15 protein-coding genes, 2 tRNA genes and 1 pseudogene are annotated in these 15,973 nt (G+C 71.7%); 4 read left to right on the top strand and 14 right to left on the bottom strand.

The window, feature by feature from the left end; genetic code table 11:
• From AC2CJA_RS01820 to AC2CJA_RS01805, 4 genes and pseudogenes are all read right to left on the bottom strand, one after another.
• Positions 1 to 498 (bottom strand): annotated as a pseudogene (locus AC2CJA_RS01820) (hypothetical protein); the annotation flags it as partial.
• Positions 495 to 1,124, bottom strand: a complete 630-nt coding sequence (locus tag AC2CJA_RS01815; protein WP_241713676.1) for an aminodeoxychorismate/anthranilate synthase component II — start codon at positions 1,122 to 1,124, stop codon at positions 495 to 497. The gene AC2CJA_RS01815 and the pseudogene AC2CJA_RS01820, both read right to left, overlap by 4 nt.
• On the bottom strand, positions 1,121 to 1,306 hold the full coding sequence (locus AC2CJA_RS01810) for a hypothetical protein (RefSeq protein WP_484600851.1): 186 nt from the start codon (positions 1,304 to 1,306) through the stop codon (positions 1,121 to 1,123). The genes AC2CJA_RS01815 and AC2CJA_RS01810 overlap by 4 nt, the downstream gene beginning before the upstream one ends.
• A 101-nt stretch (positions 1,307 to 1,407) precedes the next feature.
• Entirely contained in the window at positions 1,408 to 2,160 is a 753-nt protein-coding gene (locus AC2CJA_RS01805; protein ID WP_484600850.1) for a DUF881 domain-containing protein, read from the bottom strand.
• 166 nt (positions 2,161 to 2,326) lie between these two features.
• On the opposite strand from AC2CJA_RS01805, the gene crgA reads away from it, so the two are divergent.
• Entirely contained in the window at positions 2,327 to 2,584 is a 258-nt protein-coding gene (gene crgA, locus AC2CJA_RS01800) for a cell division protein CrgA (RefSeq protein WP_241713669.1), read from the top strand.
• Positions 2,585 to 2,876: 292 nt separating this feature from the next.
• Here the strand turns inward: crgA and AC2CJA_RS01795 are convergent, their stop codons facing one another.
• Together AC2CJA_RS01795 and AC2CJA_RS01790 are read right to left on the bottom strand one after the other, a co-directional pair.
• The gene (locus AC2CJA_RS01795; protein ID WP_484600849.1) at positions 2,877 to 3,767 is read right to left on the bottom strand and encodes a rhomboid family intramembrane serine protease; all 891 of its coding nucleotides are present in this window, start codon (positions 3,765 to 3,767) and stop codon (positions 2,877 to 2,879) included.
• Positions 3,768 to 3,922: 155 nt separating this feature from the next.
• The gene (locus AC2CJA_RS01790) at positions 3,923 to 4,450 is read right to left on the bottom strand and encodes a peptidylprolyl isomerase (protein WP_484600848.1); all 528 of its coding nucleotides are present in this window, start codon (positions 4,448 to 4,450) and stop codon (positions 3,923 to 3,925) included.
• A gap of 341 nt (positions 4,451 to 4,791) precedes the next feature.
• Here AC2CJA_RS01790 and AC2CJA_RS01785 point away from each other — a divergent pair, with 341 nt between their 5' ends.
• Positions 4,792 to 5,448 (top strand): DUF5324 family protein, encoded by a 657-nt coding sequence (locus AC2CJA_RS01785; protein ID WP_484600847.1) that lies wholly within the window; start codon positions 4,792 to 4,794, stop codon positions 5,446 to 5,448.
• 160 nt (positions 5,449 to 5,608) lie between these two features.
• On the opposite strand, the gene AC2CJA_RS01780 is transcribed toward AC2CJA_RS01785, so the two are convergent.
• Positions 5,609 to 5,681 (bottom strand) — tRNA-Ala (locus AC2CJA_RS01780).
• Between the two features lie 127 nt (positions 5,682 to 5,808).
• On the opposite strand from AC2CJA_RS01780, the gene AC2CJA_RS01775 reads away from it, so the two are divergent.
• Together AC2CJA_RS01775 and AC2CJA_RS01770 are read left to right on the top strand one after the other, a co-directional pair.
• Positions 5,809 to 6,360 carry a helix-turn-helix domain-containing protein gene (locus tag AC2CJA_RS01775; protein ID WP_484600846.1) on the top strand — a complete coding sequence of 184 codons (552 nt, stop codon included), beginning with the start codon at positions 5,809 to 5,811 and terminating at the stop codon, positions 6,358 to 6,360.
• Between the two features lie 66 nt (positions 6,361 to 6,426).
• On the top strand, positions 6,427 to 7,827 hold the full coding sequence (locus AC2CJA_RS01770; protein WP_484600845.1) for a serine/threonine-protein kinase: 1,401 nt from the start codon (positions 6,427 to 6,429) through the stop codon (positions 7,825 to 7,827).
• Between the two features lie 12 nt (positions 7,828 to 7,839).
• On the opposite strand, the gene AC2CJA_RS01765 is transcribed toward AC2CJA_RS01770, so the two are convergent.
• The 7 genes from AC2CJA_RS01765 to gyrB form a co-directional block, all read right to left on the bottom strand.
• Positions 7,840 to 9,132, bottom strand: coding sequence for a hypothetical protein (locus AC2CJA_RS01765; protein ID WP_484600844.1), 1,293 nt, complete (start codon positions 9,130 to 9,132; stop codon positions 7,840 to 7,842).
• A gap of 20 nt (positions 9,133 to 9,152) precedes the next feature.
• Complete coding sequence (locus tag AC2CJA_RS01760) at positions 9,153 to 9,623, bottom strand: hypothetical protein (RefSeq protein WP_484600843.1); 471 nt, start codon at positions 9,621 to 9,623, stop codon at positions 9,153 to 9,155.
• 299 nt (positions 9,624 to 9,922) lie between these two features.
• A complete protein-coding gene (locus AC2CJA_RS01755) occupies positions 9,923 to 10,057 on the bottom strand; it encodes a DLW-39 family protein (RefSeq protein WP_217655894.1) in 135 nt (44 codons plus the stop codon).
• A 176-nt stretch (positions 10,058 to 10,233) separates the two neighbouring features.
• Positions 10,234 to 10,307 (bottom strand) — tRNA-Ile (locus AC2CJA_RS01750).
• A 94-nt stretch (positions 10,308 to 10,401) separates the two neighbouring features.
• Entirely contained in the window at positions 10,402 to 11,085 is a 684-nt protein-coding gene (locus AC2CJA_RS01745) for a DUF3566 domain-containing protein (protein WP_484600842.1), read from the bottom strand.
• A 7-nt stretch (positions 11,086 to 11,092) separates the two neighbouring features.
• Positions 11,093 to 13,747, bottom strand: a complete 2,655-nt coding sequence (gyrA, locus tag AC2CJA_RS01740) for a DNA gyrase subunit A (RefSeq protein ID WP_484600841.1) — start codon at positions 13,745 to 13,747, stop codon at positions 11,093 to 11,095.
• Between the two features lie 38 nt (positions 13,748 to 13,785).
• Positions 13,786 to 15,882 carry a DNA topoisomerase (ATP-hydrolyzing) subunit B gene (gene gyrB, locus AC2CJA_RS01735; RefSeq protein WP_484600840.1) on the bottom strand — a complete coding sequence of 699 codons (2,097 nt, stop codon included), beginning with the start codon at positions 15,880 to 15,882 and terminating at the stop codon, positions 13,786 to 13,788.
• Positions 15,883 to 15,973 lie beyond the last annotated feature (91 nt).

Raw genomic sequence — 15,973 nt, 5'->3', positions numbered from 1 at the left:
GGGCCGGGGTGCGTCGGCCCCCGGTGCGGATTCGGTCACGGGCCCGGGGACGGGCGCCGGGGCGGGCGGTTCCCCGCCCGGTGCCGGGCGCACGGCCTCCACCCGGCGCAGCGCCATCGTCTCGTCCGCCGGGAGGTGCGCCTGCCTCAGCGTCATCGTCTCGTCGTCGAGTGCGGGCGCGGGTCCGGGGACGACGGGTCGGTACGCCTGCGCGTGCCGGTCGGTACCGGGCGCGTACGGCTCGGCACGGGGTTCGGCGCCGGGGGGCGCGTACGCCTCCGGCCGCTCCTCCCCCCGTACCGGTATCGGCCCCTGTCCCGGCAGCGGATCGTTCAGCGGATCGGCGAGCCGCCCCACCGCGGCCTCGAATGCCTGCTGCTCGGCGTGTCCCACCTGCTCGGCGTAGGGATCGGCAGGGGCGTCGGCGGGCGGGCCGGCCCGGTGGCGCCCGGTGAGCGGGTCAGCCCCTTGGGTGCCCTCCGGACGCAGGGCCGTCACGCCCCGACCACGGGGGCCAACCCCCGCGAGCGCTCCACGGCGCCGGTGTCACCGCACTCCGCGAGCCAGTTGGCGAGCATCCGGTGGCCCCACTCGGTGAGCACCGACTCGGGATGGAACTGCACGCCCTCCACCGGCAGTTCGCGGTGACGCAGCCCCATGACCACGCCCGTCTCCGTCCACGCGGTGACCTCCAGCTCCGCCGGGACGGTGGCGGGCTCGACGGCGAGCGAGTGGTAGCGGGTGGCGGTGAAGGGGGAGGGGAGTCCGGCGAAGACGCCGCCGTCGCCGTGGCTGACCGGCGACGTCTTGCCGTGCAGCAGTTCCGGTGCCCGGTCCACCACGCCGCCGTACGCCACGGCCATGGACTGCATGCCCAGGCAGACGCCGAAGACCGGCACACCGGTCGCGGCGCAGTGCCGGACCATCTCGACGCAGACGCCGGCCTCCTCGGGCGTGCCCGGCCCGGGGGAGAGCAGCACCCCGTCGAAGGAGTCCCCGGCGTGCTCGGGGCGGACCTCGTCGTTGCGGAGCACCTCGCACTCGGCGCCGAGCTGGTGGAGGTACTGGACGAGGTTGAAGACGAAACTGTCGTAGTTGTCGACGACCAGGACGCGCGCGCTCATCGTTCCCGCCCCGCTCCGGCCCGGCCCTCGTCGACCGTCACGTCGCTGAACGGGAGCAGCGGCTCCGCCCAGGGGAAGACGTACTGGAAGAGCACGTAGACGGCCGCCAGGGCCAGCGCGAACGAGAGCAGCCCCCGTACGAGCGTGTTGCCCGGCAGATGCCGCCAGATCCAGCCGTACATGCCGTGTAGCCGTCCCTTCTGTTACTCGCGCAACCAGAGTACGGGTACGCGGGCGCGCCGGGGGGCTCAAGCCCCGCAATGCGTCGCAGCCCACTCCGGGTTCAGCCGTCGGCCGCCTCGTCCACCGGTGTGCTCCGGGTCAGGTCGACCGTGCCCGAGTAGCCGGGGAGGGTCACCGCGTCGTGCTCGTCGACCGACCAGCCCAGGCCGTAGGCGTCGACGTACTCGCGGTAGCTGCGGACGGCGGGCGCGTCCTCCAGCGCCTCGCGCATCCGGTCGGGGTCGCCGACGGCGGTGACGGTGTACGGCGGGGAGTACAGGCGCCCCTGGAGGATCAGGGTGTTGCCCACACAGCGCACCGCGCTGGTGGAGACCAGCCGCTGGTCCATGACCTTCATGCCCTCGGCCCCGCCCGCCCACAGCGCGTTGACCACGGCCTGGAGGTCCTGCTGGTGGACGACGAGGTCGTTGGGCTGGGGCTCGGGGAGGCCGGGCGTGCGGGCGGCGGCGTCGGGCGGGGCGTCGTCGAGGGTGACGGTGAGACCGGATCCGGAGAGCTTCTCCATCCCCGCGGCCCGCTCCAGTTCCTCGAAGGCGCGTTTCTCGGCCTCCGTTCCGCCGCTGTCGCGCCGGGCGAGGGCGTTCACCTCCCGGCGCAGGGATCCCACGGACTCGTGCAGCGCCCCGATGTCGTCGCTGCGGTCCTCGATGAGGTCGGACAGCCGCAGCATCGAGTCGTCGGTGCGCAGGTCGATGCCCTGGGCGGTGTTGAAGCTGATCCAGAAGAGGAAGCCGGCGAGGGCGAAGACGCCCGCCGTGGCGAGCCGGACGGGCCGGAAGCGGGAATCGGTCACCTTACCCTTGTCTCCCTCCAGCGCGCGGAGGTACTACGCTAGCGGAACCAGGAATCGTCCCCTCCCCGGCCTCCCTCCGGATCCCGGACCGGACTCCGGCCGCCGGGGAAGGGCCATCACGAACAGGCCCGCGCGGTCACGCAGCGCATCGACAGGAGAGTCCCTCGTGCCGAAGTCACGGATCCGCAAGAAGGACGAGTTCACGCCGCCGCCGGCGAAGAAGGCCGCGAACATCAGCCTCACCTCGGGGCGCAGCTGGGTCGCACCGCTGATGCTGGCGCTGTTCCTGATCGGACTCGCATGGATCGTCGTCTTCTATGTGACGACGGGCGATCTGCCGGTCCAGTCGATCGGCAACTGGAACATCGTGGTGGGCTTCGGCTTCATCGCGGCGGGGTTCGTCGTCTCCACGCAGTGGAAGTAGCCACCGTCGCAACCAGGGCGAGTGCGCCCCGCGACAGCGTTATCCACAGGTCTTCCACAGCCCTGGGAAAACTTCAGAAGATCTGTGGATAACTTTTCCAGCCTGTCTGTCGTTATGACTGGCGACCCCCGGTAGGTACCTGGGATCAGCCCTTGCCTCCCTGGGGAAACACGCATGTGCACAGGGTCCTGGGCGCCTGTGTCCGCAGCTGCCCACACCGTGCACAAGATCGGTCACCTGTTGTGGATAACCTCTGGCCACAGCTCCGCGTACGGCGCTCGGCGGCAGCCGGTCAGCGGCCGAGCAGCTCCACCGTACGGACCACGCAGACGACCGCGATCACCAGCAGCACCGCGGCCATGGTCCCGTACTGCACCAGCGCGCGCCGGGCACGCGGGGCGTGCACCATCGCGTAGGCGGTCGCCGCGCCCACCACCAGGCCGCCGATGTGGGCCTCCCAGGCGATGCCCGAGAACCTGAAGGTGATGAACAGGTTGATCGCCAGCAGCACCAGGATGGGACGCATGTCGTACCGCATCCGCCGCATCAGCACGGCGGTGGCGCCGAACAGCCCGTAGATCGCGCCCGAGGCGCCCAGCGACTCCTGGTTCTGCGCGGCGAGCAGATACGTCAGCGCGCTGCCGCCCAGCGCGGACAGCAGATACAGCCCCAGAAACCGCCAGCGGCCCAGCGCGGCCTCCAGTTGCGGGCCGAGCCACCACAGCGCCAGCATGTTGAAGCCGATGTGCCAGATCTCCTGGTGCAGGAAGGCGGAGGTCAGCATGCGGTACCACTCGCCGTCCGCGACTCCGGCCCAGCCGGCCGCCGCCGGATCGTAGGCGTACCCCAGCATCGTCAGCGCGCCGAGCAGCGAACGGTCGTCGGCCGCGAGCACCGCGAAGAACACCGCCACGTTGATCCCCAGCAGCACCTTGGTGACCAGGCGCTGGTCGGCCGCGACGGCGCCGCCCGCCAGGGTGCGCGGCCGGGCGTCGCCCGCGGAGCGTCCCCCGCCGGAGCCGCCGCGCACGCACTCGGGGCACTGGTAGCCGACCGAGGCCGGGATCATGCACTCGGGGCAGATCGGCCGGTCGCAGCGGGCACAGGAGATGCCGGTCTCCCGGTCCGGGTGCCGGTAGCAGCGCGGCATCGCGGGCCGCGCCCCGTCCTGCTGGTCCTCCATGGCCACCTCAACGCCCCCTCACGACGGACACGGCACGCCCCCGCCCACGGTCGTGGCATACCCACGGGGGCGGAGAACACCGCCCCTCCGTCCTACGGACGGAGAAGGCGGCGGGTTCCCGTCGGGCGGCGTCTCCCGGTGCTTGCCGGCGCTTCTCAGCGCTTCTCGACGACCACCGACTCGATCACCACGTCCTGCAGCGGACGGTCGGTGCGCTGGTTGGTCTGGGTGCTCGCGATGGCGTCCACAACCCGCTGCCCCGCCTCGTCGGCGACCTCGCCGAAGATGGTGTGCTTGCCGGTCAGCCAGGCCGTCGGGGAGACGGTGATGAAGAACTGCGACCCGTTGGTGCCCGGGCCGGCGTTGGCCATCGCCAGCAGGTACGGCTTGTTGAAGGCCAGGTCGGGGTGGAACTCGTCGCCGAACTCGTAACCCGGGCCACCGGTGCCGTTGCCCAGCGGGTCTCCGCCCTGGATCATGAAGCCGCTGATCACCCGGTGGAAGACCGTGCCGTCGTACAGCCGGTCCGTGGACTTCTTCCCGGTGGCCGGGTGGGTCCACTCGCGCTTGCCCTCGGCGAGTTCGACGAAGTTCTTGACCGTCTTCGGCGCATGGTCCGGGAAGAGCCGGATGGTGATGTCGCCCTGGTTGGTCCTCAGGGTGGCGTAGAGCTGCTCGGCCACGGTCTGCCTTCCGTCTGCACTTTCGGAACCCCCCGATCCTCGCACAGCCGGACCCCCGGCGCCGTCCGGCGGGGTGCGCCGGACGGGTCGCGGGGCCTCCGCGCCCCCGCGGCCCGGGGGAGCCGCGGGGGTGCGGAGGTGAACGGGACCGGACCGAGAGGACGCCGAGGTGACACAGAGGTGGCGCCGAAAGGGCGGTGAAAGAACGCGGAAGCCGGAAAGGAGCGAATACGGCATAGCCCGTATGCCCGTTGGGACATGCCTCGACACCATTGCGAAGGCATGATCTCCAGCATGGGTGGAAGGCGGAAGAAACACGCCACCGATGAGGAGGAGATCCCGTGACCCGCATGGACAGCGTGCGCAGCGCGACCGACAACGCGAGGGAGACCGTGCGGCACGCCGCGGAAGTGGTGGCGCCGAAGGTGGCCCTCGCGGCCGGACAGGCCCGGTCCACGGTGCGCGGGCAGTACGCCGCCCGTGTCGCGCCGCGGCTGGAGCAAGCCCGCGAGACCCTGCCCCCCGCGGTCGACATGGCCGCCGCCCGGGCCGCCCACCGCACCCGCGAGGCCGCTCGTACGGCGGGTGAGTACGCGGCCCCCCGCGTCGAGGCCGCCCGCGCCGCTGCCGGTCCGGTCCGGGAGGCGGCGGTGGCCCGCTCCACCGCGGCCGTCGCCGCGCTGCGCGGCGAGCTGACCGCCCAGGACATCCGCAAGCTCGCGCGGCGCAACGCCCGCCGGGCACGCAGGGGCCGGGCGTTCAGGCGGTTGATGGTGGTCGGTGTCGTCGCCGGCGGCGCGGCGGCCTTCTGGAAGTGGTGGGAGAAGCAGTCCAGCCCCGACTGGCTGGTCGAGCCCCCGGCCGCCACCGAGGTCGGCGAGGACGCGGCCGTCATGGAGGGGACCGGGTCCGCCGGGCCGACGGCCGGGGCGACGGCCGCCCGGACCGACGCCCAGGGCACCTCCTCCGAGGCCGCCCCGTCGGACGAGGAGCGCTGAGGGCGCCGGCGGTCGCCCCCTCCCGGCGTGCGGCCCGTCCGCCGCCGCGCAAAAGCCGCACGGCACGCGACAGGCCCGGGGGGGGGGGGGGGGGGGGGGGGGGCGGGGGCGCCGCGGCCGCGGGCCCGGGGGGCCCCCCCCCCCCCGGGCCTGTGTGGTGTGGAGCTTAGGGGAGTCGAACCCCTGACATCTGCCATGCAAAGACAGCGCTCTACCAACTGAGCTAAAGCCCCGCCATGGAACAGAGTACCCAATGCCCGGGGTTGCTTCCGACCGGGTATCGCTCCACGCGCACCGCCTCCGTAGGATGCTCCGAAAGTTCGCTCCAGCGAAGCGGACACGGGGAGACAGGGGAGAGCGATGGACGCAGTACAGCAGGAGGCGACCGCCAGGGCGAGGGAACTGCAGAGCCAGTGGTACGGCGAACCGCTGGGCACCCTCTTCCGCCGGCTCATCGACGACCTCGGCCTCAACCAGGCGCGGCTGGCCACGGTGCTCGGCCTCTCCGCCCCCATGCTCTCCCAGCTGATGAGCGGCCAGCGGGCGAAGATCGGCAACCCCGCCGTCGTCCAGCGGGTCCAGGCGCTGCAGGAACTGGCCGCCGACGTCAGCAAGGGCATCGTCACCGCGGTCGAGGCCACCCAGCGCATGGACGAGATCCGCCGCACCGCGGGCGGCAACGTGCTGACCTCCTCCACCCATGTCACCCCCTCCGGTGGCCAGGCCACGACCGTCAAGCGCGTCGTGCGCGAGATCCAGGCGCTGCTGCGCTCGGTCGCGGACGCCGCCGACATCATCGAGGCCTCCGACTCCCTCGCCGGAAGCCACCCGGAGCTGGCAGAGTTCCTGAGGGTGTACGGAGCGGGCAAGACCGCCGACGCGGTCCGGCACTACGAGGCACACCAGGCCTGAGACGACGGCGACGGCGACAGCGGGGCAGGCGACCGGCGGGCAGAGGGACGAGGCGGGCACAGCGCGATGGGTGAGGTCTTCGCGGGTCGTTACGAACTGGTCGACCCGATCGGACGCGGCGGCGTGGGCGCGGTCTGGCGAACCTGGGACCACCGGCGCGGGCGCTACGTGGCCGCCAAGGTCCTCCAGCAGAGCGACGCGCACACCCTGCTGCGCTTCGTCCGCGAGCAGGCACTGCGCATCGATCACCCCCACGTCCTGGCCCCGACGAGCTGGGCCGCCGACGACGACAAGGTCCTGTTCACCATGGAACTGGTCCGCGGCGGGTCGCTCGCACACCTCATCGGGGACTACGGCCCCCTGCCCCCGGTGTATGTCTGCACACTGCTCGACCAGCTGCTGTCGGGACTCTCCGCGGTCCACGCCGAGGATGTGGTGCACCGCGACATCAAGCCCGCCAACATCCTGCTGGAGGCAACCGGCACCGGCCGGCCCCATCTGCGGCTGTCCGACTTCGGCATCTCGATGCGCAAGGGCGAACCGCGGCTGACCGAGGCCGACTACGTGCTCGGCACGCCCGGCTACTTCGCCCCCGAGCAGCTGATGGGCGCCGAGCCGGACTTCCCCGCCGACCTGTACGCGGTCGGACTGGTGGCGCTGTATCTGCTGACCGGCCGGAAGCCCGACTCCCAGGCGCTGGTGGAGGCGTACGTCCACGGGATGCCGCCCGCGCCGCAGGACATCCCCGAGCCGCTGTGGCAGGTGCTGGGCGCCCTGCTGCACCCCGATCCGGAGGCCCGCTTCCGTACGGCGACGGGCGTACGCAGGGCGCTGGTGTCCGCCGCGGAGCTGCTGCCGGCGGACGCCGCGGCGGAGCAGGAGGCCGTGGAGGTATTCGACCAGATCGGCCCGCTGCCGCCGGGATTCGGACCGGACGGGCCGCGGGACCGGGAGGGTTCAAAGGCCCCGGAGAGTCCGGAGGACGCCGGGGGACCGGAGCCGGAGCCGGGCCCGGACGGCGGGAAGGACCGGGAGGCCGCCGGCGCCGAGGCGCCTGCGGCGTTCCCCGCCTCCGAGACCGGGAGCTTCCACCTCCCCCCGCCCGTGCCGGCGTACGTCCGGGAACCGCCGCAGGCCCCGCCGTTCCCGGCACCGGCCCATCCCGGGGTCCGGGCCCAGGCGCGGTCCCACGCGCCGGCGGTGGGGCACGAGACCACGCAGGCGTCCTCCGGCGCCCCCGTCCAGCCGTATCCGCGGCCTCGGCCGCACACGTACCCGGGGCCGCCCCCCGCCGGTATGCCTCCGACGACGCCGCCTCCGAATCCGACACGGCCCTACACGGCCGCCCGGCCGTCCGCCCCCGCGGCGCGCAGGCCGGGGCCGCCCCCGAAGGTGGCGGCCCCGCTCCTGGTGCTGGCCCTGGCCCTCATCGCCGTCGGTGTCTGGGCTCTGACCCTGGCGCCCTGACCCGGCCGCGCCTCAGGCCCGGGCCGCGCTCCGCCGGGCGAGGAACGTCCACATGCCGAGCCCCAGGATCAGCGCGGTGCCGACGCCGATCCCGGCCCAGCCCAGCAGCCGCAGGGTGTCGCCGCTCTCCGCGGCCGACCGGCTCAGTCCCTCGGCCGCGGCCTCGCGGTCGCCCTCGGTGACCGCGAAACCCGCCTCCTCGGCGTTCCCCTCGTACTCGGGGCCGGCCTCCGGCTCGCCCACGACCGTGGTGCGCAGCACCACCGGCACCGTGCCCTCGACGGACTCGGCGAGTTTCCCGTTCGCGTGCACCGCGATGTAGTACCAGCCGGCGAAGCGCGTCCCACCGAGCTCCGTGCCGCCGTCGAAGCGATTGGCGAAGGCGACGCGCTGCCCGTCCAGCCGGTACGCGGCGGGCTTGTCGGGCCGGTAGCCCACCCCGTCGGTGCCGATCCGCCCGCGGGCGGTGTTGTAGAAGTCCACCCGGAAGGCGCCGCCGACGTACGAGGCACCGCCACCCCTGGCCCTGGCCGTGCCGAACTCCACCCGGGTGTGGAGCCGCTGGCCCCAGTCGAGCGGCACCTTGTAGAAGCGGGTCTCGCCGGGCCGCAGCCGGTCGCTCCAGTTGCCCTCCCCCATGCCGGGCGCGTCGTTGAAGCCGGTGCCGCCCTCGATGGGCCTGGTCTCCCCCTCCGGCGCGCCGGGCGGGCTCGGCGTCGCGGCGTCGGGCACGGCCCCGGACGTGCCTTCGGAGGCCGGCTTGCGCACCCCCGGCTCCCGCATGAAGGAGATCTCCAGGGGCCAGCGGGTGGAGTCGGCGGTCTCGTCGCTGTCCCGCTCCACGGAGAAGTGGTAGACGCCCGGCTCCTGGCAGTAGCCGTCCTCCCTGATCATGCGTCCGGCGAGGTCGGCGATCGGCCGGGCCGTGTCGTCGGAGCCGAAGCTCACGTCCCCGTCACCGCAGTTGTCACCGTCCGCCGACTCCAGGGTGACCTCGATGCCGTCCATGCTCCTGACCCGGCTGCCGGGCTCGGGCAGGGCGGTCGCGGAGATCCAGACGTTGGACTCGCCGTCCAGCGTGACGCTGTAGTACCTCCGCTCGCCCGGACCGATGTCGTCGGTGTGGAAGCCCGGCTCGATGGCCGGGCCGTGCGCGCTGCTCTCCTCGCCCTCGACGCGCTGGGCGCCCGGAGCCGTCTCGTAGGCGGGCGGGTCGTCCGGCCCGTCCGACGGTGCGGCCGCCGCGGCGCCCGGCGGTGCCGCGACCGCGCACAGCGCCGCCGCGGCGGCCAGTGAGCTCCTCATCGTGCGTCCTGCCCGCCCCTTCACCACGCGCCACCCTCCGTCGTGCCGTTCTCCGTGCCGCCGGCGCCCTTCGCCGCTCCCGCGTGTGCCGCCGTACGCCCGCGCAGCCGCGTGTACACGACCGCCGGCGCGATCGCCGGCCCCGTCACCGTCCCGGCCGCCACCGCGACGGCCGGACCGGACCATCCTGCACCTCCGGAACCCGAACCGTCCCGGGCGGCCCCGGCTTCCTTCCGCGTGCCCTCGCCGTCCCGCCCGGTGTCCTGTCCACCATCCCGCTCGGTGCCCCGCTCCCCGTCCCGCTCGCGCACGGCGGCTCGCCGTCCTCCGGACCGGCCCTCTCCTCGCCGATCACCGCCTCCATGCGGTAGCCGCCGGCGGGCGGACTCGATGCGGGTGGTGCCCGAGCCGTCGTCCTCGGCCGTCGAACCGGATGAGTCCAGCACCATCACCAGTGAGGCGTTGTCTTCCGCAACCGTTCGCGGTGCCACGGGAACCTCCCGGGAAGCGGCGGCGGCGAGCGGTGCCGCGATCAGCGCGAGAAGCATTCCGCAGCTCAACGCCGCGGCCATGCGGCGGTGGAGTGGCGCCATGCGCCTTGTCCCCTTCGGACGCGCCTCTCCGATACCCTGCGGAAGCATCACATGCATTTGCTAATGCGTACATCAAGAGGGCTGCGTCACGATACCGCGACACGCGCGCCGGTACCGGGATGCCCGGCTCCCGTACACGGAGACGGCGAAGCCCCGGCCGGGACCGGCCGGGGCTTCGCGCGAAGTACTGGTTGCTCTCAGACGCCCGAACCCGCGGGCACGGAGTCGGTCGCCTCCGTCCACAGATCCTGCTCGGCGCGATCCGCCTGGATCTGGCGGTACACGAGGAGCCCGCCGACGGCGGCCAGTGCGATCAGGAGGAGCTTCTTCACCGCGCTACCTCGTCCTTCTAGACGTTGGGACCTACTGGCGCCCGATGATACCCAAGCGGGCATCTCGGCAGAGCGACCGACCCGGGCGGGCGGCGCCCGCCACCCCGCACTCCGGAGGGGCCGAACGCCGAACGCCCGGCCCCTCCGGAGAGGGTCCGGGCGTTCGGTTCGCCATGTGGGGCTAACAGGACTTGAACCTGTGGCCTCTTCCTTATCAGGGAAGCGCTCTAACCGTCTGAGCTATAGCCCCGCGCTGCACCGAAAGATTAGCGCACTTCAGCCGCGTGCCAAAATCGCGTTGTTCCGCGGCCGCTCCGGTGCGGCGCCCGGGAGGATCCCGGGGGTCACTCGTCCTCCGCGAGGGTCACCTCGACACCGCCGACGAGGCCGGCCGACATGTTGTAGATGAACGCCCCCAGCGTGGCCAGGGCCGTCAACAGCACCACGTCGATCACCGCCACCACCGAGGTGAAGGTCAGCACCCGGGGCAGGGACAGGAACGCCTGGAGGTCGAAGCCACCGTCGCTGTCCGTGGAGGTCGCCTCGCTGACCGTCCCGCCGACGGCCGCGAACACGCCCATGGCGTCCATCACCGTCCACAGCACGGCCACCGCGATGACCGTGCAGATGCCCAGCGCTATCGACAGCAGGAAGCCGACCTTCATCACCGACCACGGGTCGACCTTGGCCACCTTCAGCCGCGCCCTGCGCGTCCTGGGGACGGTACGGGCGCCGGTGCGCGGGCGGCGCGTGACGTCCTGCCGGAGGTCGTCCCGCTCCTCCCGTCCGTCCCGGACGGCGCGCGGCGGCGGGGCGCCGCCCGGCGGGGGCGGGTACGCCTGCGGCGGCCGGTGCGGCTGCGGCGTGCCCGCGTGCTGCTGGGCATGCGGCTGCGGTTGCGGGTGGGCACTGGTCACGGTTGTTCCCCCACGGTGGGATTCGCCCTGTCGTCGAGCGTCGTCAGCGGCCGGTCCACGGGCGCCGCCGTCATCGTCGCCGCCCCTGGCGGCGCCCGCGGTTCCACTCACGTTCTGTCTACTCCTCGTTGTCCGGAGCCGTCTCGGCGGCCGTCTCCGGGTAAGGCTCCTGCGCGGAATCCGCGGCACCGTCCCCGGCACCGGTCTCCGCCTCGACCTCCTCGGCCTCGCGGCCGGCCTCGGCATTGCGTGCGATACCGACCACGGCGTCGCGCTTGCCGAGGTTGATCAATTGGACGCCCATGGTGTCACGTCCGGTTTCCCTGACCTCGGCGACCCGCGTACGGATCACGCCGCCGCCGAGGGTGATGGCGAGGATCTCGTCCGTCTCCTCGACCACCAGGGCCCCCACCAGCGAACCGCGGTCCTCCACGATCTTGGCCGCCTTGATGCCCAGACCGCCGCGGCCCTGCACGCGGTACTCGTCCACGGCCGTGCGCTTCGCGTACCCGCCGTCGGTGGCGGTGAACACGAACGTACCGGCTCGCACCACGTTCATCGAGAGCAGTTCGTCCCCTTCGCGGAAACTCATGCCCTTCACACCGGATGTGGCACGCCCCATCGGGCGCAGCGCGTCGTCGGTGGCGGTGAACCGGATCGACTGCGCCTTCCGGCTGATCAGCAGCAGGTCGTCCTCGGACGAGACCAGCTCCGCGCCGATCAGCTCGTCCTCGCCGCCGCCCTCCAGCTCCCGGAGGTTGATGGCGATGACTCCGCCGGAACGGGGCGAGTCGTAGTCCTTCAGCGGGGTCTTCTTCACCAGGCCCGACTTGGTGGCCAGCACCAGGTACGGCGCGGCCTCGTAGTCCCGGACCGCCAGGATCCGGGCGATCGTCTCGTCCGGCTGGAACGCCAGCAGGTTCGCCACGTGCTGGCCGCGCGCGTCCCGCCCGGCGTCCGGCAGCTCGTACGCCTTCGCCCGGTAGACGCGGCCCTTGTTGGTGAAGAACAGCAGCCAGTTGTGGGTGGTGGTGACGAAGAAGTGGTCGACGATGTCGTCTTCCTTGAGCTTCGTCCCGCGCACACCCTTGCCGCCGCGCTTCTGCGAACGGTAGTCGTCGGTCTTCGTGCGCTTGACGTAACCGCCGCGCGTGATGGTGACGACGATGTCCTCCTCGGCGATCAGGTCCTCGATGGACATGTCGCCCTCGAAGGGCACCAGCTTGCTGCGCCGGTCGTCGCCGTACTTGTCGACGATCGCGGCCAGTTCCTCGCCGATGATCCGCCGCTGCCGCTCGGGCGAGGCCAGGATCGCGTTGTACTCGTCGATCTTCGCCTGGAGCTCGTCGTGCTCGGCGGTGATCTTCTGCCGCTCCAGGGCGGCCAGGCGGCGCAGCTGCATCTCCAGGATCGCGTTCGCCTGGATCTCGTCGATGGCCAGCAGCTCCATCAGGCCCCCGCGCGCCACCTCGACGGTGTTGCTGCGCCGGATCAGGGCGATGACCTCGTCGATCGCGTCCAGCGCCTTGAGCAGACCGCGCAGGATGTGGGCACGCTCCTCGGCCTTGCGCAGCCGGTAGCGGGTGCGGCGGACGATGACGTCGACCTGGTGGGTGACCCAGTTGCGGATGAACGCGTCCAGCGACAGCGTGCGCGGCACCCCGTCGACCAGGGCCAGCATGTTGGCGCCGAAGTTGGTCTGCAGATCGGTGTGCTTGTACAGGTTGTTCAGCACGACCTTGGCGACCGCGTCACGCTTGAGGACGATCACCAGCCGCTGGCCGGTGCGCGAGGACGTCTCGTCCCGGACGTCCGCGATGCCGGCGACCCTGCCCTCCTTGACCAGCTCGGCGATCTTCAGCGCCAGGTTGTCCGGGTTGACCTGGTAGGGCAGTTCGGTGACGACCAGGCACTGGCGGCCCTGGATCTCCTCCACCTCGACCACCGCGCGCATCGTGATCGAGCCGCGGCCGGTGCGGTACGCCTCCTCAATGCCCTTGCGGCCCACCACCAGCGCGCCGGACGGGAAGTCCGGGCCCTTGATCCGCTCCAGCAGCGCCTCCAGCAGTTCCTCGCCCGTGGCCTCGGGGTGCTCCAGGTACCACTGGGCGCCGGAGGCCACCTCGCGCAGGTTGTGCGGGGGGATGTTGGTGGCCATGCCGACCGCGATGCCCGCCGAGCCGTTGACCAGCAGACTGGGGATGCGCGAAGGCAGGACGGTCGGTTCCTGGTTGCGGCCGTCGTAGTTGTCCTGGAAGTCGACGGTCTCCTCGTCGATGTCCCGGAGCATCTCCATGGCCAGCGGCGCCATCTTGCACTCGGTGTAGCGCATGGCCGCGGCCGGGTCGTTGCCCGGCGAGCCGAAGTTGCCGTTGGAGTCCACCAGCGGCATCCGCATCGACCACGGCTGGGCCAGCCGGACCAGGGCGTCGTAGATGGAGGTGTCACCGTGCGGGTGGTAGGTGCCCATCACGTCGCCGACGACGCGGGCGCACTTGTAGAAGCCCTTCTCGGGCCGGTAGCCGCCGTCGTACATGGCGTACAGCACACGGCGGTGCACCGGCTTGAGCCCGTCGCGCACGTCCGGCAGCGCACGCGAGACGATCACGCTCATCGCGTAGTCGAGGTACGAGCGCTGCATCTCGGTCTCGAGGCTGACCGGCTCCACCCGGAGTCCGGCACTCTCGTCGACCACGGGGGTGCCCGGGGGCGGCGCCAGGGGGGCGGGGGCGGCGTCGCCCTCGGTCGGGGCAGGGGTGGTCTCGTCGGCCATTACTGGTCAATCCCTTCGTTGAGCGGCGTACGGCCGACTCAGATGTCGAGGAAGCGCACGTCCTTGGCGTTGCGCTGGATGAACGAGCGCCGCGCCTCCACGTCCTCGCCCATCAGGATCGAGAACAGGTCGTCGGCGGCGGCCGCGTCGTCCAGCGTCACCTGACGCAGCACCCGGTGGGCCTGGTCCATGGTGGTGACGCGCAGCTCCTCGGCGTTCATCTCGCCCAGACCCTTGAAGCGCTGGACCGAGTCCTCCCTGATGCGTTTGCCCTGCTCGCGGCCCAGGCGGATCAGGCTGTCGCGCTCGCGGTCGGAGTACGCGTACTCGAACTCGTCGCGCGACCACTTGATCTTGTAGAGCGGCGGCTGGGACAGGTAGACGTGGCCGGCCTCGACCAGCGGCCGCATGAAACGGAACAGCAGCGTCAGCAGCAGGGTGTTGATGTGCTGGCCGTCGACGTCCGCGTCGGCCATCAGGATGATCTTGTGGTAGCGGAGCCTGGCGATGTCGAAGTCCTCGTGGATCCCGGTGCCGAAGGCCGAGATCAGCGCCTGGACCTCCTGGTTCTGCAGAACCTTGTCGATCCGCGCCTTCTCCACGTTCAGGATCTTGCCGCGGATCGGCAGGATGGCCTGGTACTGCGGGTTGCGGCCGGACTTGGCCGAGCCGCCGGCGGAGTCCCCCTCGACGATGAAGATCTCGCACTCGGACGGGTCGTTGGACTGGCAGTCGCTCAGCTTGCCCGGCAGCGAGGCCGTCTCCAGCAGGCCCTTGCGGCGGGTGAGGTCCCTCGCCTTGCGGGCCGCGACACGCGCCGTGGCGGCCTGGATGCCCTTGCGGATGATGTCGGCGGCCTCGTTGGGGTTGCGGTCCAGCCAGTCGCCGAAGTGCTCGTGGACGATCCTCTGGACGAAGGTCTTGGCCTCGGTGTTGCCCAGCTTCGTCTTCGTCTGGCCCTCGAACTGCGGCTCGCCCAGCTTCACCGAGATGATCGCCGTCAGACCCTCGCGGATGTCCTCACCCGTGAGGTTGTCGTCCTTCTCGCGCAGCAGCTTCCTGTCGCGGGCGTAGCGGTTGACCAGACCGGTCAGCGCGGCCCGGAAACCCTCCTCGTGGGTACCGCCCTCGTGGGTGTGGATGGTGTTCGCGAAGCTGTAGACACCCTCGGTGTACTGGGTGTTCCACTGCATCGCGATCTCCACCGAGATCCTGCGCTCCCTGTCCTCCGCCTCGATGTCGATCACCGAGGGGTGGACGGGCTCGCCCTTGCGGGAGTTGAGGTGGCGGACGAAGTCCGAGATGCCGCCCTCGTAGTGGTAGCGGACGTGGCGCGGCTTGTCGTCCTCGGAGGTGTCCGCGGTGTCGGCCCCGGCCGTCTGCTTGGCCGCCGCCCGCTCGTCGGTCAGGGCGATCGTCAGACCGCGGTTGAGGAAGGCCATCTCCTGGAAGCGCCGCGAGAGCGTCTCGAAGGAGTAGTCGGTGGTGTCGAAGATGTCGCCGTCGGCCCAGAAGACGACCGTCGTGCCGGTCTCCTCGGTGGCCTCGTGCCGCTGGAGAGGAGCGGTGGGCACACCCATCTTGTAGTCCTGCGTCCAGCGGTGGCCGTCGGTCTTCACCTCGACCGATACCTTGGTGGACAGCGCGTTGACCACCGAGACGCCCACACCGTGCAGGCCGCCGGAGACCGCGTAGCCGCCGCCGCCGAACTTGCCGCCCGCGTGCAGTACCGTCAGCACGACCTCGACGGCCGGCTTGCCCTCGGAGGGCACGATGCCCACCGGGATGCCGCGGCCGTTGTCCACGACACGGACGCCGCCGTCGGCCAGCAGCGTCACGTCGATGGTGTCCGCGTGTCCGGCCAGCGCCTCGTCGACGGAGTTGTCCACCACTTCCTGCACGAGGTGGTGGAGACCGCGCTCACCGGTGGACCCGATGTACATACCGGGCCGCTTGCGGACCGCGTCCAGGCCCTCGAGGACCGTGATCGCACTGGCGTCGTACGACGGCTCGCCGCCACCGGCTCCGGAGACGGACGGGGTCGCGGGCGGGACGGGGGACTCCTCGCCGGAAGCGGGGATGGTTTCGTTGGAGTTGCCGGAATCGGCCACGAAGCGCCCTTTCTGGCACAGCACAAGCCTTCCCCTGCGACCGGGGGGAAGGGTCCCGGAGGCCTTCCGGCGACCCTGTCCGCACGGCAGGAGCGGCTGCGTCGTTCGACATGTT

Source organism: Streptomyces sp. ATLC9 (genome assembly GCF_057196705.1).
Note: the sequence above shows the minus strand (reverse complement) of the source record. Positions and strands in the feature narration are given on the sequence as shown.

Excerpts from the sequence above, each read along its gene's own strand:
- AC2CJA_RS01795 (WP_484600849.1), bottom strand. The coding sequence starts at position 3,767 with ATGGAGGACCAGCAGGACGGGGCGCGGCCCGCGATGCCGCGCTGCTAC.
- AC2CJA_RS01770 (WP_484600845.1), top strand. The coding sequence starts at position 6,427 with ATGGGTGAGGTCTTCGCGGGTCGTTACGAACTGGTCGACCCGATCGGA.
- AC2CJA_RS01815 (WP_241713676.1), bottom strand. The coding sequence starts at position 1,124 with ATGAGCGCGCGCGTCCTGGTCGTCGACAACTACGACAGTTTCGTCTTC.
- AC2CJA_RS01765 (WP_484600844.1), bottom strand. The coding sequence starts at position 9,132 with ATGAGGAGCTCACTGGCCGCCGCGGCGGCGCTGTGCGCGGTCGCGGCA.
- AC2CJA_RS01810 (WP_484600851.1), bottom strand. The coding sequence starts at position 1,306 with ATGTACGGCTGGATCTGGCGGCATCTGCCGGGCAACACGCTCGTACGG.
- AC2CJA_RS01775 (WP_484600846.1), top strand. The coding sequence starts at position 5,809 with ATGGACGCAGTACAGCAGGAGGCGACCGCCAGGGCGAGGGAACTGCAG.
- gyrA (WP_484600841.1), bottom strand. The coding sequence starts at position 13,747 with ATGGCCGACGAGACCACCCCTGCCCCGACCGAGGGCGACGCCGCCCCC.